This is a genomic window from Ottowia sp. VDI28 (assembly GCF_049532675.1).
Taxonomy (GTDB): Bacteria; Pseudomonadota; Gammaproteobacteria; order Burkholderiales; family Burkholderiaceae_C; genus Ottowia.
This window is the reverse complement of sequence record NZ_CP149820.1, coordinates 5,442,805-5,463,240: the sequence shown is the minus strand read 5'-3', so window position 1 is coordinate 5,463,240 and position 20,436 is coordinate 5,442,805. Positions and strand designations below refer to the sequence as shown.

The 20,436-nt window shown below is 64.5% G+C and carries 18 protein-coding genes; 5 read left to right on the top strand and 13 right to left on the bottom strand.

Annotated elements, in window-relative coordinates; translation table 11 throughout:
* Nucleotides 1-18: 18 nt before the first annotated feature.
* The 8 genes from WJU18_RS25985 to metC form a co-directional block, all read right to left on the bottom strand.
* Nucleotides 19-2,325: an NADP-dependent malic enzyme gene (locus WJU18_RS25985; protein WP_423456769.1), complete on the bottom strand. Its 2,307-nt coding sequence runs from the start codon at nt 2,323-2,325 to the stop codon at nt 19-21.
* Nucleotides 2,326-2,460: 135 nt separating this feature from the next.
* Complete coding sequence (locus WJU18_RS25980) at nt 2,461-4,599, bottom strand: acetate--CoA ligase family protein (protein ID WP_423456767.1); 2,139 nt, start codon at nt 4,597-4,599, stop codon at nt 2,461-2,463.
* Between the two features lie 3 nt (nt 4,600-4,602).
* Nucleotides 4,603-5,391: a DUF169 domain-containing protein gene (locus WJU18_RS25975; protein ID WP_423456766.1), complete on the bottom strand. Its 789-nt coding sequence runs from the start codon at nt 5,389-5,391 to the stop codon at nt 4,603-4,605.
* A complete protein-coding gene (locus WJU18_RS25970) occupies nt 5,384-6,130 on the bottom strand; it encodes an amino acid ABC transporter ATP-binding protein (protein ID WP_423456765.1) in 747 nt (248 codons plus the stop codon). Before WJU18_RS25970 ends, WJU18_RS25975 begins: the two co-directional genes overlap by 8 nt.
* A gap of 17 nt (nt 6,131-6,147) precedes the next feature.
* Complete coding sequence (locus WJU18_RS25965) at nt 6,148-6,870, bottom strand: amino acid ABC transporter permease (protein WP_423456763.1); 723 nt, start codon at nt 6,868-6,870, stop codon at nt 6,148-6,150.
* Between the two features lie 6 nt (nt 6,871-6,876).
* Nucleotides 6,877-7,575: an amino acid ABC transporter permease gene (locus WJU18_RS25960; RefSeq protein WP_423456761.1), complete on the bottom strand. Its 699-nt coding sequence runs from the start codon at nt 7,573-7,575 to the stop codon at nt 6,877-6,879.
* Nucleotides 7,576-7,609: 34 nt separating this feature from the next.
* Nucleotides 7,610-8,437: a transporter substrate-binding domain-containing protein gene (locus tag WJU18_RS25955; RefSeq protein WP_423456759.1), complete on the bottom strand. Its 828-nt coding sequence runs from the start codon at nt 8,435-8,437 to the stop codon at nt 7,610-7,612.
* Between the two features lie 56 nt (nt 8,438-8,493).
* Nucleotides 8,494-9,681 carry a cystathionine beta-lyase gene (metC, locus tag WJU18_RS25950; protein ID WP_423456758.1) on the bottom strand — a complete coding sequence of 396 codons (1,188 nt, stop codon included), beginning with the start codon at nt 9,679-9,681 and terminating at the stop codon, nt 8,494-8,496.
* Between the two features lie 168 nt (nt 9,682-9,849).
* Between metC and WJU18_RS25945 the strand changes: the two genes are divergently transcribed.
* On the top strand, nt 9,850-10,782 hold the full coding sequence (locus tag WJU18_RS25945; protein WP_423456756.1) for a LysR substrate-binding domain-containing protein: 933 nt from the start codon (nt 9,850-9,852) through the stop codon (nt 10,780-10,782).
* A gap of 22 nt (nt 10,783-10,804) precedes the next feature.
* On the opposite strand, the gene WJU18_RS25940 is transcribed toward WJU18_RS25945, so the two are convergent.
* Nucleotides 10,805-11,281, bottom strand: a complete 477-nt coding sequence (locus tag WJU18_RS25940; protein WP_423456755.1) for a DUF2917 domain-containing protein — start codon at nt 11,279-11,281, stop codon at nt 10,805-10,807.
* A 135-nt stretch (nt 11,282-11,416) separates the two neighbouring features.
* On the opposite strand from WJU18_RS25940, the gene WJU18_RS25935 reads away from it, so the two are divergent.
* Nucleotides 11,417-12,400 (top strand): LysR substrate-binding domain-containing protein, encoded by a 984-nt coding sequence (locus tag WJU18_RS25935; protein ID WP_423456754.1) that lies wholly within the window; start codon nt 11,417-11,419, stop codon nt 12,398-12,400.
* Nucleotides 12,401-12,432: 32 nt separating this feature from the next.
* Here WJU18_RS25935 and WJU18_RS25930 read toward each other — a convergent pair whose 3' ends face one another.
* Nucleotides 12,433-13,017 carry a 5-formyltetrahydrofolate cyclo-ligase gene (locus tag WJU18_RS25930; RefSeq protein WP_423456753.1) on the bottom strand — a complete coding sequence of 195 codons (585 nt, stop codon included), beginning with the start codon at nt 13,015-13,017 and terminating at the stop codon, nt 12,433-12,435.
* 10 nt (nt 13,018-13,027) lie between these two features.
* Here WJU18_RS25930 and WJU18_RS25925 point away from each other — a divergent pair, with 10 nt between their 5' ends.
* The 3 genes from WJU18_RS25925 to WJU18_RS25915 all read left to right on the top strand — a co-directional run bounded on the left by WJU18_RS25925 (nt 13,028) and on the right by WJU18_RS25915 (nt 16,869).
* On the top strand, nt 13,028-15,082 hold the full coding sequence (locus WJU18_RS25925; RefSeq protein WP_423461097.1) for a transglycosylase SLT domain-containing protein: 2,055 nt from the start codon (nt 13,028-13,030) through the stop codon (nt 15,080-15,082).
* Nucleotides 15,083-15,154: 72 nt separating this feature from the next.
* Nucleotides 15,155-16,129, top strand: a complete 975-nt coding sequence (locus WJU18_RS25920; protein WP_423456751.1) for a complex I NDUFA9 subunit family protein — start codon at nt 15,155-15,157, stop codon at nt 16,127-16,129.
* 56 nt (nt 16,130-16,185) lie between these two features.
* On the top strand, nt 16,186-16,869 hold the full coding sequence (locus tag WJU18_RS25915; protein ID WP_423456749.1) for a glutathione S-transferase family protein: 684 nt from the start codon (nt 16,186-16,188) through the stop codon (nt 16,867-16,869).
* A 24-nt stretch (nt 16,870-16,893) separates the two neighbouring features.
* On the opposite strand, the gene WJU18_RS25910 is transcribed toward WJU18_RS25915, so the two are convergent.
* The 3 genes from WJU18_RS25910 to WJU18_RS25900 are packed head-to-tail and all read right to left on the bottom strand — an operon-like array spanning nt 16,894 to nt 20,414.
* Nucleotides 16,894-18,018, bottom strand: a complete 1,125-nt coding sequence (locus WJU18_RS25910; protein ID WP_423456747.1) for an MBL fold metallo-hydrolase — start codon at nt 18,016-18,018, stop codon at nt 16,894-16,896.
* A 4-nt stretch (nt 18,019-18,022) separates the two neighbouring features.
* Nucleotides 18,023-19,000: a Bug family tripartite tricarboxylate transporter substrate binding protein gene (locus WJU18_RS25905; protein ID WP_423456745.1), complete on the bottom strand. Its 978-nt coding sequence runs from the start codon at nt 18,998-19,000 to the stop codon at nt 18,023-18,025.
* Nucleotides 19,001-19,025: 25 nt separating this feature from the next.
* Nucleotides 19,026-20,414, bottom strand: coding sequence for an FAD-dependent oxidoreductase (locus WJU18_RS25900; RefSeq protein ID WP_423456743.1), 1,389 nt, complete (start codon nt 20,412-20,414; stop codon nt 19,026-19,028).
* Nucleotides 20,415-20,436: the final 22 nt, after the last annotated feature.

Sequence of the window (20,436 nt, the reverse complement as noted above, 5' to 3'; positions counted from 1 at the left end):
TAAGCGACTCAGGGGGCGTTACTTCCTTCGCGCCTCTGCTTCCGCCACAGAGATCGCCGTCATGTTCACCAGCCGGCGCACCGTGGCGGAAGGCGTCAGCACATGTGCTGGCGCCGCTGTGCCCAACAGCATCGGCCCGATCGTGACGCCATGGCCCACGGTGATCTTGAGCACATTGAAGAGGATGTTCGCTGCATCCAGGCTGGGGCACACCAGCAGGTTGGCGTCCCCTTTGAGAGTGCTGTCGGGAACCGCGCGATCGCGCAGCACGGAAGACAGGGCTGTATCGCCATGCATCTCGCCATCGCATTCGATCTCCGGCGCCAGCTCGCGGAAGAGCTCACGGGCGCGCCGCATCTTCAGTGCCGAAGGGCGCTTGGACGAACCGAAGTTGGAGTGGGACAGGAAGGCCACCTTGGGCGGCAGGCCGAAGTTGCCCACCTCATGGGCCGCCATCTTGGCAATGCCGGCCAGCAACTCGGCGCTCGGGTCTTCGTTGACGTAGGTGTCCGTCATGAAGAGAGTGCGGTCCGGCAGCATGAGGGCATTCAGCGTGGCCAGGCCCGGCGCGCCGGGCTCGACGCCGATGATCGACTCGATGTGTTCCAGGTGCTGGTCGAAGCGCCCCAGCGTGCCGCACAGCATGGTGTCGGCATCGCCCAAGTGGACCATCAGGGCCGCGATGATGGTGGTGGAGCGGCGTACGGCGGCCTTGGCGGCTTCGGTGGTCACGCCATTGCGTGCCATCAGGCCATGATACGTTTCCCAGTATTGGCGGAAGCGCGGATCGTCCTCCGGGTTCACGTTCTGCACGTCATGGCCCAGGCGGATGCGCAGGCCGGCCTTCTTGATGCGCTGCTCGATCACCGCCGGGCGGCCAATCAGAATGGGTTGTGCCAGCTTGTCATCTACCGCGATCTGCGCCGCGCGCAGCACGCGCTCGTCTTCGCCTTCGGCATAGGCCACGCGCTTGCGCTCCATTGGCACGGCCTTGGCGGTTTCATATACCGGCCGCATCACCATGCCGGTCTGGTACACGAAGCGGGCCAGGCTGGCGCGGTAGGCGTCCATGTCCTCGATGGGGCGCTCGGCTACGCCGGAGGCTACCGCCGCTTCGGCCACGGCGGGCGCGATGCGCAGGATCAGGCGGGGATCGAACGGCGTGGGGATGATGTAGTCGGGGCCGAACTGCAGATCCTTGCCGGCATAGGCGGCGGCCACTTCGGCGCTGGTTTCTGCCTTGGCCAGGGCGGCGATCTCGCGCACGCAGGCCAGCTTCATCTCCTCGGTGATCTTGGTGGCGCCGCAATCGAGCGCGCCACGGAAGATGTAGGGGAAGCACAGCACGTTGTTGACCTGGTTCGGGTAGTCCGAGCGGCCTGTGGCGATGATGCAATCCGGCCGCGCGGCCTTGGCCAGCTCGGGGCGGATCTCGGGCTCCGGGTTGGCCAGGGCCAGGATCACCGGCTTGTCGGCCATGCTCTTGACCATGTCTTCGTTGAGCACGCCAGGTGCGGAACAGCCCAGGAAGACGTCCGCGCCTTTGACCGCGTCGGCCAGGGTGCGCGCATCGGTGTTTTGCGCGTACTTGGCCTTGGAGACGTCGTAGCCGCCCGGGCGGCCTTCATAGATCACGCCCTTGGAGTCGCAGGCGAACACGTTCTTGGGGTCTACGCCCAGCGCCACCATCACGTCCAGGCAGGCAATGGCTGCCGCGCCCGCGCCGGACACCGCGATCTTGACCTTTCCGATCTCCTTGCCCACCAGCTCCAGTCCGTTGAGCAGGGCGGCGGAAGAGATGATGGCCGTGCCGTGCTGGTCGTCGTGGAACACCGGGATGTTCATGCGCTCGCGCAGCTTGGTCTCGATGTAGAAGCACTCGGGCGCCTTGATATCTTCCAGATTGATGCCGCCCAGGGTGGGTTCGAGCGAGGCGATGATGTCCACCAGCTTGTCGGGGTCGCGCTCGTCCAGTTCGATGTCGAACACGTCGACACCCGCGAATTTCTTGAACAGGCAGCCTTTGCCTTCCATCACCGGCTTGCCGGCCAGCGGCCCAATGTCGCCCAGGCCCAGCACGGCGGTGCCGTTGGTGATCACGCCGACCAGGTTGCCGCGGGAGGTGAACTCTGCCGCCTTGGATGGGTCGGCCTGAATGTCCAGGCAGGGATAGGCCACGCCCGGTGAGTAGGCCAGCGAGAGATCGAGCTGGTTGGAGAGGGGTTTGGTGGGGGTGACGGCGATCTTGCCGCGGGTGGGTGCCCGGTGGTACTCGCGCGCGGCTTCCCGCAGGGCCATTTCTGTAGGTGAGAGCTTGTGCGACATGTTGTCTTCCTCGTGATCAGCCTCTAGCCTACCTCATATCCAAGGCCGCTTTCCGAGCTCAGGGAATGCACTGACAGTCTTTCACCCTCCCCCACTGGTGGGAGAGGGTGGGGGCGAGGTTGCCGCGAGAGTGGCCTAAGGCCGGGGCAACCAGCGCAGGCGGGCATCGAGCACCACGGCGCGATCACCCTGGATTGCCAGCGGATTGATGTCCATCTCGGGCATGCGCGCACCCAGTTGGGCAGCCAGCAGCGAAACGCGGTGCCCGAGGTGAGCCAGCTTGGCCAGGTCTGCCGGGGCTCTGCCCCGGTAACCGTCCAGCAGCGGGAAGCAGCGCAGGCCGCGGATGGCGCGCTCGACCGCCTGCGGGCTGGCTGGCGCCGGGAGCAGTTGCGTGTCCTTCATCAACTCTACCAGCGTACCGCCTGCGCCAATCAGCAGGAAAGGACCAAACTCAGGATCATGCAAGGTACCGATCATGAGTTCGGACTCGGCCCGGATCATCGGCTGAACCAGGCAGCCCCGGAATACCGCGCCTGCCAGGCCTTCGGCAGCCTCGCGGACGCGTCCGAAGGCCGTGTGCACGGCCTCGGCATCCCGCAGGTCGAGCTGCACGCCGCCCATGTCGCTCTTGTGCGTCACGCCCTCGGCGACGATCTTGAGCACGACGGGGTAGCCCAGGCTATCGGCAATGCGCACCGCGGCACTGGCGTCGGCTGCCAGCTTTCCTGCCGCGACGTCGATACCCGCCAAGGCCAGCAGTGCCTTGCTGGTGTCTTCGTCCTGCATGCCCTCAGGTAGTGCTTGCGTAAACGCCTGCAATTCGTCTGAGAGAGGTGGGACAGCCTCTACAGCGTCCGGGCCCTCATAGTTGCGCAGCCATTCCAGGTCGCGCAGGGTCAGGAAAGCTTCGTGTTGGCTTGGGAAGAACGGCGCGTCCAACCCGAGCAAGGCCTGGCGCATGTCTTCAGTGATACCGCTGGCACAGTTGGCCATGAGCGCTGGCTTTCCATGCTTGCGTCCCATGGCCGTGAACAGCTTCGCGATACCATCCATGCTGCTTTGCGGTGTCATCAGGTAGACACAAGCGCCCACGGAGGGGTCGGCGAAGACGGGCTCCATCGAGCCTTCCAGCAGGTTGGGGTGGTTTCTGCCAGGGCCCGAGACCGCCGCGCCCAAGTCATAAGGCAACTGTTGATTGCTTTCGGTGAAAAAGGGTGCCAGTGCACTGCGAGTCTCCGCGCTCAGCTCGCCCGGAACCAGGCCGTAGTCCGATAGCGCATCGCTGCCCAGGGCGCCTTGCCCGCCCGAGCCGCTGAAAAGCGCCACACCAGGCACGCGGGGCAAGGGAAAGGCCTGCAGTGTTTTCGCGGTCAGCAGCATTTGCAGCGCATCTGTCTGCACCAAAATGCCTTCATTGCGGCAACGCGCCAGGAAGGTGTCATAGGCGCCTGCCATGCTTGCGGTATGCGAGGCCACCGCCTTCTGGCCATGCGGCGTACGGCCGGCCTTGGTGATCAGGACCGGCTTGCCCGCCGCCCGCGCCCGGCGCGCAATGGCCAGCATGCGCTCCACCGAGCGGGCGCTTTCCATGTACAGGCAAATCACATCCGTTGCCGGATCGTCCACCAGGTAGTCGAAGAAATCGCAGATCTCCAGATCGGCCTGATTACCCAGCGACACGCAACTGCTGAAGCCTGCACCCACGAAGCCCGCACGGGCGATCATCGCGCCCACCACCGCGCCGCTCTGGCTCACCACGCCAATGCGGCCGCGCGGAATATCTCCGAAGAACTCCACCAACGCGGTGGAGTTGAGCAGGGCCATGTTGTCGTTGGCGTTGAGCACGCCCATGCAGTTGGGGCCGATCATGGCGATGCCGGCTTGCCGCGCCACCGCCAGCACACGTTCCTGTTTGGCCGCCCCTTCCGCGCCTGATTCGGCGAACTGCGAAGTGACCACCATGGCGGCGCGCACACCGGCCGCCGCGCATTCATGCATGGCCTGTTCCACGGCATCCACGCCAATGGAGATGACGGCCAGGTCAATAGGTTGGCCGATCTCGCCTATGCTGCGGTAAGCGGGCAAGCCCTGGATGGACTCGGCCTTCGGGTTGACCGGATAGATCGCACCCCCATACTTGAATTTCTGCAGCACATGCAGCAGTACGCCGCCCCACTTGGCAACATCGTCCGATGCGCCGATGAAGGCGATCGATCGCGGATTGAGAATGGCGCGGATGCCCGCGTTGGTCTGTTCGGTATTGGCTGTCATGGGTTACTTCTTGCCGTAGCTCACGGACATACCGGCACGGACGTCCGACTGCACCTCATACGGCGGGATGGGATAGCGCAGGCCGTTGCGCGCCAGGGCGGCCAGTCCTTGCAGTGCCTTGGCCAGATGCTCGGGCTTGAGGGCCATGAGCATCTCGTCGTCGGGCACACCGCCATAGCGCCGCTCGGGAAAGCAGGGCAGCGACAGGCTGGGCTCGCCCGTGGCCAGCGCACGGCCCCAGGAATCGGAGCAGGCCGACTCGCCCACAGCGCCCCATTCAAGCTTGCGGTAGCCTGTCCACTGCAAGCCATTGATAAGCAGGATCATCTGCGCCGGGTTGGCGTACACCAGGCAGATGTCAGGGGTGAGCCGCCCGCTGGACAAGGGCGAGACCGCCATCGCCTGATAGCGCCCATAGGGTACGCAGTGCATCGCCCGCTGGTGCGCGGCGGCGTCTTCCTCGGTGGCGAACCAAACGCCTGCAAAGGGCTTGCCGGCTTGCCATTCTTCATTCTGCGGCGCCAGTCCGATCACGGCGGCGCACTGCGGGCCTACCAGATCGGCGGCGGTAATGCCGACTGTGAAGCCCAGCCGGGCGGCCTGGCCAATGATCTGGTCGGTCGTATAGATGGCGCCGTTGGGACGGCGGATCTTCGGTACGGCTTCCATGTCCTCCACCCGCTCGAACATCTGAATGCCCACGGGCGTGGTCTTCAGGCGCAGCAGTTGAAAGAGTTGGTTGGTGAGTGTGGAACCGTCAATCGCGGGTATCGTTGTAGTGGTTTCAGGCATGGCGGACTTCAGAGAGAAAAGCCTTGGCGCGAGCGCTGCGCGTGGCGGAGAAGAATTCCTGGGGAGAGGCGTCCTCGATGATCTGGCCGTCGGCCATGAAGACGATGCGGTCGGCCACTTCGCGTGCAAAACCCATTTCGTGCGTTACGCACAGCATGGTCATGCCCTCGTCGGCCAATTGGCGCATCACGGCCAGAACCTCGCCCACCATCTCGGGATCCAGTGCGCTGGTGGGCTCGTCGAACAGAATGATCGGCGGCTGCATGGCCAGCGTGCGGGCAATGGCTACCCGCTGCTGCTGGCCGCCCGAAAGCTGGTTGGGCGAAGCATCGGCCTTGCTTGCCAACCCCACCCGGTTCAGCAACACCATGGCACGCTCCTTGGCTTCTTTATCGGACAGCTTGAGCAGTTGGCGAGGGGCCAGGCAGATGTTGTCCATCACCGTCAGATGCGGAAACAGATTGAAGTTCTGGAACACGAAGCCCACCCGTTGGCGCATGGTATTCACGTCCTTCGCGGAACGGCCGGGCTCCTTGCCTTCGATGAGAATGTGGCCTGAGTCGATGCTTTCCAGCCGCGTGATGGTGCGCAGCAGCGTCGATTTCCCCGAACCGGAGGGACCGCAGATCACCACCACTTCGCCTTGGCGGAAGTCGATGGAGATGTTTTTCAGGACCGGGTTGTCGCCAAAGCGCTTGCTCACGCCCTGGAACTCGATGGATTTGGGTTTTTCCGACATCTTGGGCTTGTCAAAGGTCAGGCCTGAGCCGCAGGGGCCTGGGCTGTGGAGGCGGAAGCGTTGCGCGCGGGGCTGGCGAAGCGGCGCTCCAGATAGCGGCCGAGCAGGGTGAGCGGATAGCACAGCACGAAGTAGGAAATACCCAGCAATGTGAAGATGGGAATAGCCTTGTCGCCCAGCGTGTCGTTCAGGCCCATGAACTCCAGTGTCATCTCGTGCAGGCCGATGACCGAGCCCAGCGCTGTTTCCTTGATCAGCATCACAAACTGGCTGACGATGCTGGGCAGCATGTTGCGCAGCGCCTGCGGCAGGATCACGTGCCGCATGGCCCTGCCATGCGGCAAGCCTAGCGAGCGCGCCGCCTCGTACTGCCCCTTGGGCAGGGATTCGATGCCGGCGCGGATGGTTTGCGACAGATAGGCGCCGTTGAACAGCGTCATCACCACCAGCACCACCAGCCACAGCGGCGCACCCTTGATCACCAGAGGCAGGAGGAAATAGACCCACAGCAGATGCACGATCAGCGGTACGCTGCGCATGTAGAACACGAAAAGCTCCACCAGCCGCGCCAGCGGCCGCCAGCGGCTGATCAGCCCCAGGCACACGATCAATCCTGCGGGCATTGCCAGCAGCAGGCCCACGAGCGCCAGGATCAGCGTCATCGCCATCCCTCCCAGCGGGCCATCGGGGTAGTAGCCGATCGCCAGTTGCACCCAGTAGGTTTCAAGAATTTCCCACATTGCCTGCTACCTCGCGGGATATCGGCGCTGATACCACTTGCCCAGCGCGGTCAGCACAATGGCGATCAGCAAAAAGAAGACCGTGGTGAAAGCGTAGACGCCCACACTCAGGAAGGAGGCGTCATTCACCGCGCGGGTGACGAAGGCCAGCTCGCCCACACCGACCATCAGCGCCACGGTGGTGTTCTTCGTGATGTTCATGGCCTGGCCCAGCAGCGGCGGTACCGTGGCGCGCAGCGCCTGCGGAAGGATGACCAGACGGAACGTATCGAAGAAGCCGAATCCGAGCGAGTGGGCCGCCTCGGCCTGCCCCTGGGGGATCCCGCGAATGCCGCTGCGGATGTCCTCGGAGATGAAGGCTGCCGAGTAGAGAGTCAGCGCCACCAGCGAGGCATAAAAGCCCACGTCGTGCTGATAAAGCGCGCGCCGGAGATCCTCAGGCAGCATCTCCGGCACGGCAAAATACCAGAACATCACGTGAACGAGCAGCGGAATGGTGCGCACCAGTTCCACATACACAGTGGCCGGCAGCCGGATCCAGCGCGATGACGCCAGCCGGGCAAAGGCCACGACCATGCCCAGCAGCAGGCCACCGGTGATGGCGCCGCCCGTGAGGCCCAGGGTGTTCAGAATACCCTTGAGCAGCATGCTCCGGTATTCGGCACGGAACATGACGCCCCAGTCGATGGAAGTCAACGCGTCCACGAACCCAGCCTATCTTCCAGCTTCCGATGCCCGCTCAGGGCTGCTTGTAAGGACCGAACGTGAAGCTGCGCTTCAACCCGACCTCGGAATCCTTGCCGAACCAATGGTCGAAGATCTGGGCTGCCTTGCCGGACTTTTCCAGCTCGTTCAAGGTGTCGTTCACGGCTGCCTGTACCCGCGTTTCACCCTTGCGCACGCCAATGCCGATCTGCTGCGTATCCACGGGCTGATCGAGAATGCGCCACTTGTCCCGCTTGCTGCCGATGAGGCCAACGAGCGAGGTTTCGTCTCCCACCATGGACTCGACCTTGCCTTGTTCCAGAGCCAGGAAAGCATTGGCCGGCGAGGGGAAGACCTTGAGATCGACGCCGGTGATGACTTTGGGCACCTTGACTTCGTGTTGCGAGCCGCTGATGCCGGCCATGCGCTTGCCGCGGAGGTCCGCGAAGTTCTTGACGGACGACGATGCCGGCACCATGACCTTCACATCGCTGGCGAAGTAGTTGTCGCTGAAGTCGACCAACTGCGCCCGCTCGGGCGTGTGCGTGAGGTTGGCCAGGGCGATATCGGTGCGGCCCGATTGCAGATCGGTCACACGGGTGGCGCCCGTGATGAAGACCAGCTCGGGCTTCACGCCGATCTTCGCGGCGATGGCTTCGCAGACGTCCACGTCATAGCCCACGAACTTGCGTGACTTGGGATCCTGCACGAAGGAAAACGGCTTGTACTGAGAGCCGACGCCGCACTTGAGCGCACCGGCCGCCTTGATGTTGTCGAGCTGATCCGCCCGCACGGAAGTACCCGCCAGGCTGGACAGCCCGAAGACCGCGCAGAGGGAAACCGCTTTGATCGTTTGCTTCATCTTTTGTCTCTTGGTTTGTTGTGGAAAGAATGCGATTTGGCGCGTGCGGCCGTGTATCAGGCAGCGCAGGCCGAGAGTCTCTGGAAACCTGCGCCGAGATCGGCGATCAGATCCTGGGGATGCTCCAATCCCACGTGTACCCGCAGGCAGACATCACCCGCGGAGATCGGGCTTGCCAGGCGGTGGCTGCCCGCTTTCACCGGGATAATCAGGCTCTCGAACCCGCCCCAGCTGAAGCCCATCTTGAACAGCCGCATACCGTCGAGCATGGCAATGACAGCCGCCTCGGAGGTGGGGTGCAGCACGACGCCGAATAAGCCGCTGGCCCCCTTGAAATCGCGCTTCCAGAGTTCGTGGCCCCGCGCTCCGGGCAGCGCCGGGTAGAGCACTTCGCGAACCTGAGGCTGCTCGCGCAGCCATTGGGCCACTTGCAGCGCGCTTTCCTGGTGCTGCTTCAGCCGCACGGACAAGGTGCGCAGACCCCGCAAGCCCAGGAAGGCGTCGTCGGGAGAGACTGTGATGCCCAGCGCGCCGTGAAAAGCGCGCACATCCAGGTAGAGCTCGCGGGTACGCGCCACGATCGCGCCCAGCAGCGCGTCGGAGTGGCCCACCACGTACTTGGTCAGCGAGTGAATGGATAGATCCACGCCATGTTCCAACGCGGGGAAGAGCAGCGCTGTGCTCCAGGTGTTGTCCATCAGCACGCGGGCACCGGCCGCCCGGGCCACCGCACAGATCGACGGAATGTCCTGAACCTCGAAGGTGCCCGAGCCGGGCGATTCCGTATAGACGACCGTGGTGTTGGGCTGGATGAGCTCGGCAATCCCCGCACCGGCCAGCGGCGGGTAGTAGGTCGTGTCCACATTCATTTTCTTGAGCACCGTATCGCAGAAGCTGCGCACGGGCGGGTAGACGCTGTCGACCATCAGAACATGGTCGCCCGGCTTCACGCTGCCCAGGAGGGCCGTGGTGATGGCTGACAGGCCCGAGGGCGTCAGCATGGCGTTGGCGCCGCCTTCGAGCTCGGCCAGCGCCGATTCGAGCGCACGGTTGGTGGGTGTTCCCCAGCGGCCATAGGCGCGATGCCCGCTGCTGCTCTTGAGTTGCTCCACTTTGTCAAACAGGACGGTGGAGCCGCGGTAAGGCGGAATGTTGACCAGGCCGTTGGACAGTTTGGCGTCGCGGCCCACGTGGGTCACGTTTGTTTGCTGGTGCATGGAGATGGGTTCCGAACCTTCGCTCATGAAAACACTTTCTTCCGGGAGAGCCATGGACAACAGCGCCGCCCACAGACATACACGCAGCGACGCGCGCAGCCGTCGATGGCACGATGCGGCAAAGTATATTGATGTATTTGAAGCAGATAAATGATAAAAATTAAAATGATTATTTCTTTAATGCAACAATAGACCATGGACACAGACAGCCTGTCTTTGATTGCGGTATTTGTGCGGGTGGCCCGCTGCATGAGCTTTTCGGGGGCAGCGGCCGAGTTGCACGTGTCTACGGGGACCGTGAGCCGCCAGATCGCCCGGCTGGAGAAGAAAATGGGTGTGCAGTTGTTGGAGCGCAGCACACGCAAGGTGGGATTGACGGAAATCGGCAAGACCTTTTATGAATCCTCCCGCCACATCCTGTTGTTGGCGGAGGAAGCGATGTCGCAGGTGCAGGATTTGCAGGCCGAACCCAGCGGCACGCTGCGCCTCACGGCTCCTTTGTTATTCAGCGTCAAGCATCTGGGGCCGTTGATCTCGCGCTTTACCGAGCGCTACCCGCACGTCGAGGTGCAGCTGAAGGTGTCCGACCAGCTTGAAAGCCTTCCCTTGGGCGATTTCGACATCGCGGTGCGCATCACCAATCATCTGGACGACGGCGTGATTGCCAAGCGTCTGGCCAGCATTCACTGGGCGGTATGCGCCAGCCCGGCTTATTTGGCCCGCTACGGTACGCCGACCATGCCTGCCGATCTGACGGAGCATCAGTGCTATCACTACCCGAGCGTCATCAAGCACGGCCGCTGGAGCTTCACACGGGGTGATGCGCTGTACAACGTGCCGACCCATGCCCGCTTTCACGTCAACAACAGTGCGATCATTGCCGACCACACTCTGGCCGGCCTGGGGATCGCCCTGCTGCCCAGCTACCTCGTCGGTGAGCATTTGCAATCCGGCCGGCTGGTGCAGTTGCTCGCGGGCTACACGCCCACGGTCAACAGCGCACTGTATGCGCTGTATCTGCCCAATCGCTACATGACGGCGAAAGTGCACTGCTTTCTGGAAATGCTCCAGGCCGCCTTCATGGACCCGCCATATTGGGACAAGCCTATACGGCAAGGCCGCGACTGAAGCGGAGTGTACCGGCGCCGGATCAGTCGAACGCGCGTTGGGTACGGGGCGCCAATCGTTCACCGCCCCAAGCCAGCACGCCGCGCACCAGGCGGCCGAACGCGCGCTGGGCTTCGCCAAGTGCCCGGCCCAGGTCGTCGGCCGGCTGAGCCACGGTAGCTTCCCAGGAGTCCGCAGCGGAGGCTTGCGGGCTGGGCACCCAGTCGAACTTCACGGCGGAGGCCAGTTGGGGACGGGCCCCACGGGGCACGAAAGGCTCCAGCACCACCTGCCGGCCCGCTATCAGGCGAAGCCGTTCGCCGGCTTGCAGGTACAGATCGCCCAGCGGGCCGCTTTCCAGGCCCTCATGCGGGCCGTCGAGGGTGGCCCAGACGGCCCCGTTAATGATCAGGATCTCACCATTCTGGCGCGGCCGCATCGCAATGGCACGTCCCGCCGCCAGGGTCCAGGCGCCGCTGGTGCGGGCAGACAGGGGCAGAGAGTGGGCGGCGGTCGACATGATGGGCTCCTGACGGTGATGTGTGAATAAAAAGATTCGGTAGGCATGATCCTCCGCTTGTTCGGATTGACAGTCCAATGAATTTGAGCAAGGCTATTGATTCCAGAAGAACATCAATCACCCATTCCTTCGGCGATGCTCCATTCGCAAACCCATTTGCGCAGCCGGCCCATTCAGGCTGGCCATTTGCGCGCGTTCGATGCCGTGGCGCGGCATTTGAACTTCCGCATGGCCGCCGAGGAGATGGCGCTCACGCAGTCGGCTGTCAGCCGCCAAATCCAGGCGTTGGAAGATGAAATCGGTGTGGCGCTGTTCTTGCGCCACACTCGCGCGGTGGAGCTGACCGCGGCGGGCATGCAACTGCTTCAGGCGGTGGCGCAGTCCTTGCCGCGCATCGATGCCGCCGTTCGGCAGATCCGGCAGAGCGCCGGGCGCAGGCATGTTTCCGTCACTACTTTTGCATCATTTGCATCGATGTGGCTGATTCCGCGCCTGGAGGCATTCCAGCGCGAAAATCCCGATATCGATATCCGGATAGATGCCTCCGATACGGCGTTCGATCTCGATCTGGCCGATATCGACGTGGCCATACGCTATGCCCCGGCGGTCAACATGCCGCCGTCGGCACGGCGCCTGTTCGGCGAATCGGTTACCCCCATGGCCAGCCCGTGGCTTCTGAAAAGCAACCAGGCCATCCGCCAGCCGAGCGACGTGCTGGCCTTTACGCTGATCGAAGCCGGCGATGCCTACACGCCTCATCTCGAATGGCTTACCTGGCGCCGCTGGCTCGTGTCGAACGGGCTAAGCTATGCGCAGCCCAAGCGCTGGCTGAGTTTCAACTACGCCTATCAAATGGTGCAGGCCGCGCTGTCCGGGCAAGGGCTGGTGCTGGCCCGCCCGCCGCTGGTGGCTGAAAATCTGGCCAACGGCGACTTGATCGAGGTGCTCCCCGAGGCGCGGCTTCATTCGCCCATGGCCTACTGGCTTCTGGTGGGCCCCCGAAGCAGCGCGAGACCCGAGGTGCAGGCCTTTGCCCAATGGCTGGCAGCGCAGGCCCGCCTCACGCGCAACACGATCGGAGAGGGCGATGATCCGGATCTGGTGAACGACCTGGACTGACGGCAGGCGGCCGGTGTGCTATTTGAATCCTGTCACACCGGCCACACGATCCCGTTGTCGTTCAGGATGGCATCCAGCGGCTGGTCGTGCGGCTCCGGCTCGAGATCATCGATGAATCCGTTGGTGAATCCAAGTCCCACGGTGTAGGGGCGCGGTTCCAGCGCCGCCAGGGTACGGTCATAGAAGCCGCCGCCATAGCCCAGCCGAAAACCGCCCGGCCCATAGCCCACGCAAGGTACGAAGAGCAGCGTCGGGGCGATGACTTCTGTATCCTTGGGCTTGGGTATTCCGTAGGCGTCTTCTTCCATGGGGCAGCCGGGATACCAGACATGGAAGCTCAGTGTCTTGTGGACCTTGTCGATCACCGGCAGGCCGATGCGTCGGCGCTGCGGCTCATCGAGCAGTTCGCCGTCTTCCTTCCAGCGATGCAGGGCGGGCAAGGGGTCGAACTCGCCCTTGATGGGCCAGTAGGCGCCGATCACGGTGTCTGGGCGGTCGACGAGCCAGATGCGCATGACGCGCTGCAGCATGTCGGCGCGCGCCAATCGGTCTTCAAGGTGCAGACGCTGCTGAATCAGGCGTTCTCGTAACGCCTTCTTACCGAGGGATTTGTCCATAATGGCTCTGATGTATTTCCCGAAGATTTTGACATTGTTCAGCCGCCCTCTGATTGTGCTGGCTTGCGGCATCCTGTGGACAGGGCTGGCGGCGGCGCAGCAGGGCGTACCCGCCGAGCCGGTTGCCGCGCCGGCCGGGCCCGCCAGCGATAGCGTCATCCTCGATATGCGCGAGGCGTACCGGCGCGGGGACAAGGCACGCCTGGCGGCCTTGTTGCCGGCAGCCCGCGGACATGCGCTCGAACCCTGGGCGGCCTATTGGGAGCTGAAGGCGCGGCTGGAAGACGCCAGCGTGCTGGATGTGCAGGATTTCCTGGCCCGCTATCCAGGCACCTATCAGGAGGACCGCCTGCGCAACGATTGGCTGCTGCTTTCAGGCAAGCGGCGCGATTGGCAGAGCTTCGCCGCTGAGTGGCCGCGCTTTCGCATGCAGGATGACCGTGAAGTGCGCTGCTATGCGGTGGCCATGGAGCTGGCCCAAGGCCGCTCCGTGAGTGCCGATGCGGCGGCCGAAGTCCGGCGCGACTGGTTTGCCCAGCGTGATCTCGACGATGGTTGCTTGCTGGCCGCCGATCTGCTGCACCAGGCCGGGAAGCTGCCGTTCAATGATCTCTGGATGAAGGCGCGCCTGGCCATGGAAAACAACCGCCCCAACGTGGCGCGCGCGGCGGTCGGGCTCGACGCGCCGGATGTCGCGCCGGTGGTGGCGCAGATCCAAAATGGCGCCATGCGCTATCTTGCCAGCCGCGCGGCGGTGGGGACGCGCAAGGGCCAGGAGTTGATCGTGCTGGCGCTCATCAAGCTGGCTGCGCAGGACCCGGATCAGGCCGCCGCGCAGCTGGAAGCAAAGTGGAGCGTGCAGCTCAGGCCCGAGGAGAACCATTGGCTCTGGGGCGTGATCGGCCGGCAGGCCGCGCTCAAGCTGCAGGACAACGCCCTGCAGTATTTCTCCAAGGTCAAGCGCGACAAGGACCTGAGCGACGACATGCTGGCCTGGAAAGCCCGCGCCGCCATGCGCCAGGGGCAATGGCGCACCGTGGGTGCGGCCGTCGAGGCCATGAGTGCCGAAGCGCAGAAGGAACCCATCTGGGTCTATTGGCGCGCGCGCGCACTCAATGCCCAGGCCCGCAGCGATGCTGACCGCGCGCTGCCGCGCCAGCTGCTGGAGAGCATCGCCGGCGTGCAGGGTTTTTACGAGAAGCTGGCACAGGAAGAGCTGGGCCGCTCCATTGCGGTGCCCGCCGCGCCGCCGCCGCTGACCGACGCCGAAAGAGCCGCCGCCCGCGGCAATCCGGGCTTGAACCGCGGGCTGATGGCCATCGGCATTGGATTGCGCAGCGAAGGCGTGCGCGAATGGAACTACACGACCAATCTGCACACGCCTGGCGGCATGGCCGACCGCGAGCTGTACGCCGCTGCCGATCTGGCCTGCCAGCGCGAAGTATGGGATCGGTGCATCAACACCAGCGAGCGTACCCGCGCGTTCATGGACTTCAGCCAGCGCTTTCCCATGCCCTACCGCGACGCGGTGGTGAAGCAGTCGCGCTCCATAGGGCTTGACCCGGCCTATGTGTACGGCCTGATCCGGCAGGAAAGCCGCTTCATCATCGCGGCGCGTTCGGGCGTAGGCGCCTCGGGGCTCATGCAGGTCATGCCCGCCACCGCGCGCTGGACGGCGCGCAAGATCGGCTTGACCGGCTTCACGCCCGATCAGATCTACCAGCACGACACGAACATCCTGATCGGCACCAGCTACCTCAAGCTGGCACTCGATGACTTCCAGGATTCCATGCCGCTGGCCGCCGCGGCCTATAACGCAGGCCCTGGCCGTCCGCGGGTATGGCGCGCGCCGGGGGGTACGGGGCCGACTTTGGAAGGCGCCATCTGGGCGGAGAACATTCCGTTCTCGGAAACACGCGACTACGTGAAGAAGGTGCTGTCGAACACGGTCGACTACGCGGGCATCCTGAGCGGCAAGCCGCAGTCGCTAAAGGAGCGGCTGGGTACCGTGGGACCGCTGCCCCCCAACACCCCCGACATGAGTAAGGAACTGGTCTCTGGCTGATTCTTCAGAAATGGCTTTCGTCCACCCTTCAGACCACCTTCATTCAACCGGAAAAAAACAGGAAATGAGGAAATGATGCGACGCGCATTGGTTCTTGGCGGCAGCGGGTTCGTTGGCCGTTATGTGTGCGAGCACCTGCAGCGGCAGGGCTGGCGCATCATCGTGCCCACGCGCCAGTACGCGGCGGGCAAGCATCTGCTGAGTTTGCCGAGCCTGCAGCTGGAAGAGGCCAACGTGTTCGAGCCGGGTGTGCTGGCGCGTCTTTTGCCCGGCTGCGATGCGGTGATCAACCTCGTGGGCATTCTGCATGGTAGCGAAAAAGCCTTCACCCAGGTACACGCCGAGTGGCCGCGCCAGGTGGCCAGCGCCTGTGCGCAGGCTGGCGTGCGCCGCCTGGTGCACGTCAGCGCGTTGGGCGCCGACCCCAAGGGGCCTTCGAGGTACCAGCGCAGCAAGGCGGCAGGCGAGGCCGTGCTTCAGCTTCAAGAGGCCGCGAAGAGCGGCACGCTCGATCTCACGATGCTGCGCCCGAGCGTCATCTTCGGCCGTGAAGACCACTTCATGAACCTGTTCGCGCGCTTGCAAAAATACCTGCCCGTGATGCTGCTCGCAGGTGCCGATGCCCGTTTGCAGCCCGTCTGGGTGCGCGATGTCGCACGCGGCATCGTCAATGCGTTGGATGACGAGGCCGCCATTGGCCAGACCTACGAAGCTTGCGGCCCGGACGTATTCACCTTGCGCGAACTGGTGCGTCTGGCCGGGTGTTGGGCTGGCGTTCGCGGCGGCCGGGGCCGGCCGGTGCTCGGCATGCCCATGGCCGTGGGCAAGCTGGAGGCGCTCATGATGGAGTTGCTTTCTTCCTCGCCCTTGATGAGCCGCGACAACCTGGATTCGCTGCGCGTGGACAACGTAGCCAGCGGGCAACTGCCCGGGCTGGCCGCGTTGGGCGTCTCCGCGGCGCCACTGGCGGGCGTGGCGCCCTTGTTCCTGGGCGATGCCGGTGTAGCCACCCGGTTCGACGAAATGCGCCGCCGCGCGGGGCGGTAGTTCACGGCTTAGTTAATACACTCTTACGTTCTCAGATTGTTCGGAGGCCCTGCATCGTGCTCAAACTCTACGTTGGCAACAAGAACTATTCATCCTGGTCGATGCGCCCTTGGGTGCTGCTCAAGCAGGCCGGAATTCCGTTCGAGGAGGAGGTGGTGCGCTTCGATTCTTTCGAAGCCGATTCGCAGTTCAAGCGCTCGCTCGCCGGTCTCACGCCCGTCGGCAAGGTGCCGCTGCTGCTGGACGGCGACCTGGCGGTGTGGGACACGCTGGCCATCGCCGAATATGTCGCCGAAAAATTTCCGGATAAGCAGTTGTGGCCGAAAGACGCCAAGGCGCGTGCTCGCGCCCGCAGCGTCTGCGCTGAAATGCACTCGGGTTTTTCCGCGCTGCGCACGGCATTTCCCATGAACATCGAGGCCAACCTGCCGCAGGTCGGTGCCCTGGCCCTGCGCGATCAATCCGCCGTTCGCGCTGACCTGCAGCGCCTGGTGGAGATGTGGAGCGAACTGCTGAAACAACATGGCGGGCCATGCCTGTTTGGCGGCTTCGGCATTCCAGATGCCTATTTCGCGCCGGTGGTCATGCGCATCCGGACCTACGGACTGCCCGTGCCGGCCGAAGTATCGGCCTACATCGAACATCTGTGCGCACTGCCGGGCATCAAGGCCTGGATCGATGATGCGATGGCCGAGCAGGATTTTCTGGCGTTCGAAGAGCCTTACAGGATGTCTCGGTAACGGGTTCTCGCCGGGCGCTTTCGGTCAATCCAATGGCCAAGGCAATGGCGTGGTCGCCGCGGTGGGTGGCGGTTCGGCTGGGGCCTGCGCTTTCAGCGGCTCCACATGCGGATGGCGCCACCAGGGTGTGACGGCTTCCGAATGCGCGGGCTCCACCGCTTCGCCCAGCCTGGGCATCACGAGGTGCGTGCCGAAACCCGGGGCGGCTTCCAGCAAGCGCTCGGGCGGCTGGTCCCACGCGTGCATCGCCAGCGCGAAAGTGCCCCAGTGGACCGGAAGCAAAGGAGCGTTGCCCAACAGGACCGCCGCTTCGAGCGCATGGTCGGGTCCCAGATGAATATCTCCCCAGGCGGGATGGAAGGCGCCTACTTCCAGCATCACCAGATCGAAGGGGCCGAGGAGCTCCCGGATCCGAGCGTACTCGCCGGTCAAGCCGGTGTCACCGCTGAAAAACACAGCATGGCGCGGCCCGCGCATCACGAGTGAGGACCACAGCGTGGCATTGCGGCTTTTCAGGGTGCGGCCTGAGAAATGCTGCGAGGGCGCGGCGGTGACGGAGAGGCCTGTACCCGGCAGCGTGAAGCTTTCCCACCAGTCCAGCTCGTGGATACGTTCCGGAGCGATGCCCCAGGCTTGCAGGTGCGCGCCCACGCCGAGCGAGGTCACAAAGGGCACCTTGCTTTTAACCAGGGCCTTGATGGTGGGGTAGTCCAGGTGATCGTAGTGGTCGTGCGAAATGACGATCAAATCCACCTCAGGCATCTGGCGCAGCGCCACCGGCATGGGCTGGAAGCGCTTGGGCCCTAACAGTACGGAAGGCGAGGCGCGCGGTCCCCAGACAGGATCGGTCAGTACGCGATAGCCGTCGATCTCGATCAGCACCGTGGAGTGTCCCAGCCAAGTGGTGCGCAAACCGGTGTCAGGGCGGCGCAGCCAGGTCTGGCGCGGGTCCAGCACCGGCAAAGGCGCATCGGGCACGCGGCGCTCGCCCCGGCGCAGGAATTCGCGCAGCGTAGGCATGGGTACCGTGGTGTCGCGCAGGCCGGGCGCGATGGGTGCCACGTTGCGAAAACCCGCACCCGCCCAGCGAGGCGAGGCCTCCATGCGCTCCAGGCGCAAGCCTTCTGCACGTTTGCCCAGCGATTTCATGTCGTTACTCGAGCTTGATGCCGCGCGCCTTGATGATACCGTTCAGCAGGGCGGTTTCCTGGCGCACACGCTGAGCCAGACCCTCCGGCGAGGTGCCCACGGCCTGCCAGCCCTGCTGGAACATGCGCTGGCGCACTTCGGCGGTTTTCATGATGGGCCCCAGCGCGGCGGTGATGCGCTGCCGCGCGGCGGCGCTCAAGCCTGCCGGGCCGATCAGCGCCGTCCATACCTCCAGGTTGAAATCTTTCACACCTTCTTGCGCCAGCGAGGGCAGCTCGGGCACCAGGGCGCTGCGGCCACTGGTCGTGAGGCCAATGGCTTGGAGCTTGCCGCCTTTGATCTGCGGCATGGCCACCCCCGGCGGCATCAGCGCCATCTGCACCTGGCCGCCAATCAGTGCGGTCACCACGGCCGGGTTGCCGTTGTAGGGCACGTGCACCGCTTTCAGGCCAGGCACCCGGGCCTTGAGAAGCTCCATGCCCAGATGCGCCACGGAACCAGGGCCCACGGAGCCATAGTTCCACTTGTCGCCCTGGCGCCGGGCTTCCTCGAAGAAGGCCTCGCCGCTTGGGAGGTTGGCAGGCGCTACCAGGATCAGGGGGGCGGTGGTCAGCAGGCTGAGGTAGCTGAAATCACGCGCCGGATCGTAGGGGAGCTTGGGATAGAGCGTTTTGGAGGAGGTCAGGTTGCCGTTGATCACCACGCCCAGCGTGTGATCGTCCGTGGCTTTTGCCACCGCATCGGCGGCGATGTTGCCGCTGGCGCCGGGCTTGTTGTCGACGATCACCGGCTGGCCGAGCGCCTGGGCCAGCGGTTCGGCGATGGCGCGCGCGGACATATCGGGCGTCGATCCGCCAGGAAAGCCTACCAGGATGCGGATCGGCTTCGTGGGCCAATGCGCCTCCTGAGGCGCCTGCGCGAAGGCGGGCAGGTGGGGCGCGGCGGCCGCGGCGGCCAGGGCCATGAGGTGTCTGCGTTGCATCTTCTGGTCTCTCTTGTCTGTCGTTCTAGATGGGATTTGAAAGCGCTTCGCCGTCCAGCCCGAGAAAGGCCCCTGCGGACAGCAATTGTTCCTGAAGTTTGGCGGTATCGATGCGGCGTGGCGCCACACCCTGCGCGAGCGCCATCGCGGCGCCTGTCCCCGCGGCCTGGCCCATCACGAAGCAGCCGCCCGAGACGCGGGCGGCCGATTGGCCTCCATGGGTCATCGACGCGCAACGTCCTGCCACCAGCAGGTTGTCCTGGCCGCGCGGCAGCAGCATCCGCCACGGCAGGTGATTGAACCCCCGGCAAGCGGCTTGGCCTTCCGGCGTGCCGGTGCCGTGCGGCCAGCGGAAGCTGACGTTGCCGGCCACGTGCTCTTCCACCATCCAGCCGTTCACGCCGACGGTGTCGCCGAAACTCGCGCACGAGAGCACGTCTTCCTCGCTCAGCTGATAGTCGCCAAGCACGCGCCGCGTCTCGCGTACCCCGATCTGCGGCGGCGTGTCCAGCAGATAGGCGGCTTCGAAACCGGGCACGTCGCGGCGCAGAAAGCGCAGGAAATGCGCGGCCTGCCTTCGGCCCTCGGCTTCCGCGGCGGACAGCTGCAGGGCGTCCGTGCCGTCCACCGGGCCGCCGTCCGGCCGCGCGAGCTGGGAGACATTGGCCCGCCATTCGGTGGTGTTCTTCTGTGGCCGCAGGATGGGGGCCTTGCGCGCGAAGCGCTCGCCGCGCGCCGTGGCTTGTTCCATCAGTGCCCCCACGGTGGTCCAGGCTTCACCCGCGCGCGCGGGATCCACGCCGCCTACCCGCATCATGGTCGAGGGGTACATCATCCCGTGCCCGTCGGTGCCTTTTTCATAAGGCGCGCCGGCCAGCGCTGCCACGTCGCCGTCGCCCGTGCAGTCGATGAAGCAGCGTGCGCGGATGGCAAAGCGCCCCGACTTGGTTTCGACGAACACGGCCTCCAGGTGCGTTGCATCCCGCATGGCCACGCCGGCGACCCAGGCGTGCAACAGCACGCGCACGCTGCTGGCAGCCAACAGTTCATCCGCGGCCATCTTGAATGCGGCTGTGTCGTAGGCCTGCGCGGCAATGCGGCCGCCAAACAGCAGATGGGGGGTGTTCAGGCCGCCGAGCGCTTCCATGCGCGAAAGCAGGTCGCCGGCCACACCGTGCACCACCTGCCGAAGGGTGCCATGCACGTTGGCGTGCAGGCCGCAGAAATTGGTCACGCCTGCGGCCGTGCCCATGCCTCCGAGAAAGCCATAACGCTCCACGAGCATCGTACGCGCACCGGAACGCGCCGCGGAGGCCGCCGCCGCGAGTCCGGCCGGGCCGCCGCCCAATACCAGCACATCCACTTCATCAAGAACGGTTGTCTCGCGCGCGCTTTCAGTCAATGTCCCATGCATGCCGCAACGATAGCACTCCTTG

Coding starts and splice junctions, on each gene's coding strand:
- WJU18_RS25985 (WP_423456769.1), bottom strand. CDS start 2,325: ATGTCGCACAAGCTCTCACCTACAGAAATGGCCCTGCGGGAAGCCGCG.
- WJU18_RS25980 (WP_423456767.1), bottom strand. CDS start 4,599: ATGACAGCCAATACCGAACAGACCAACGCGGGCATCCGCGCCATTCTC.
- WJU18_RS25975 (WP_423456766.1), bottom strand. CDS start 5,391: ATGCCTGAAACCACTACAACGATACCCGCGATTGACGGTTCCACACTC.
- WJU18_RS25970 (WP_423456765.1), bottom strand. CDS start 6,130: ATGTCGGAAAAACCCAAATCCATCGAGTTCCAGGGCGTGAGCAAGCGC.
- WJU18_RS25965 (WP_423456763.1), bottom strand. CDS start 6,870: ATGTGGGAAATTCTTGAAACCTACTGGGTGCAACTGGCGATCGGCTAC.
- WJU18_RS25955 (WP_423456759.1), bottom strand. CDS start 8,437: ATGAAGCAAACGATCAAAGCGGTTTCCCTCTGCGCGGTCTTCGGGCTG.
- metC (WP_423456758.1), bottom strand. CDS start 9,681: ATGAGCGAAGGTTCGGAACCCATCTCCATGCACCAGCAAACAAACGTG.
- WJU18_RS25945 (WP_423456756.1), top strand. CDS start 9,850: ATGGACACAGACAGCCTGTCTTTGATTGCGGTATTTGTGCGGGTGGCC.
- WJU18_RS25940 (WP_423456755.1), bottom strand. CDS start 11,281: ATGTCGACCGCCGCCCACTCTCTGCCCCTGTCTGCCCGCACCAGCGGC.
- WJU18_RS25935 (WP_423456754.1), top strand. CDS start 11,417: ATGCTCCATTCGCAAACCCATTTGCGCAGCCGGCCCATTCAGGCTGGC.
- WJU18_RS25930 (WP_423456753.1), bottom strand. CDS start 13,017: ATGGACAAATCCCTCGGTAAGAAGGCGTTACGAGAACGCCTGATTCAG.
- WJU18_RS25925 (WP_423461097.1), top strand. CDS start 13,028: ATGTATTTCCCGAAGATTTTGACATTGTTCAGCCGCCCTCTGATTGTG.
- WJU18_RS25920 (WP_423456751.1), top strand. CDS start 15,155: ATGATGCGACGCGCATTGGTTCTTGGCGGCAGCGGGTTCGTTGGCCGT.
- WJU18_RS25910 (WP_423456747.1), bottom strand. CDS start 18,018: ATGAAATCGCTGGGCAAACGTGCAGAAGGCTTGCGCCTGGAGCGCATG.
- WJU18_RS25905 (WP_423456745.1), bottom strand. CDS start 19,000: ATGCAACGCAGACACCTCATGGCCCTGGCCGCCGCGGCCGCCGCGCCC.
- WJU18_RS25900 (WP_423456743.1), bottom strand. CDS start 20,414: ATGCATGGGACATTGACTGAAAGCGCGCGCGAGACAACCGTTCTTGAT.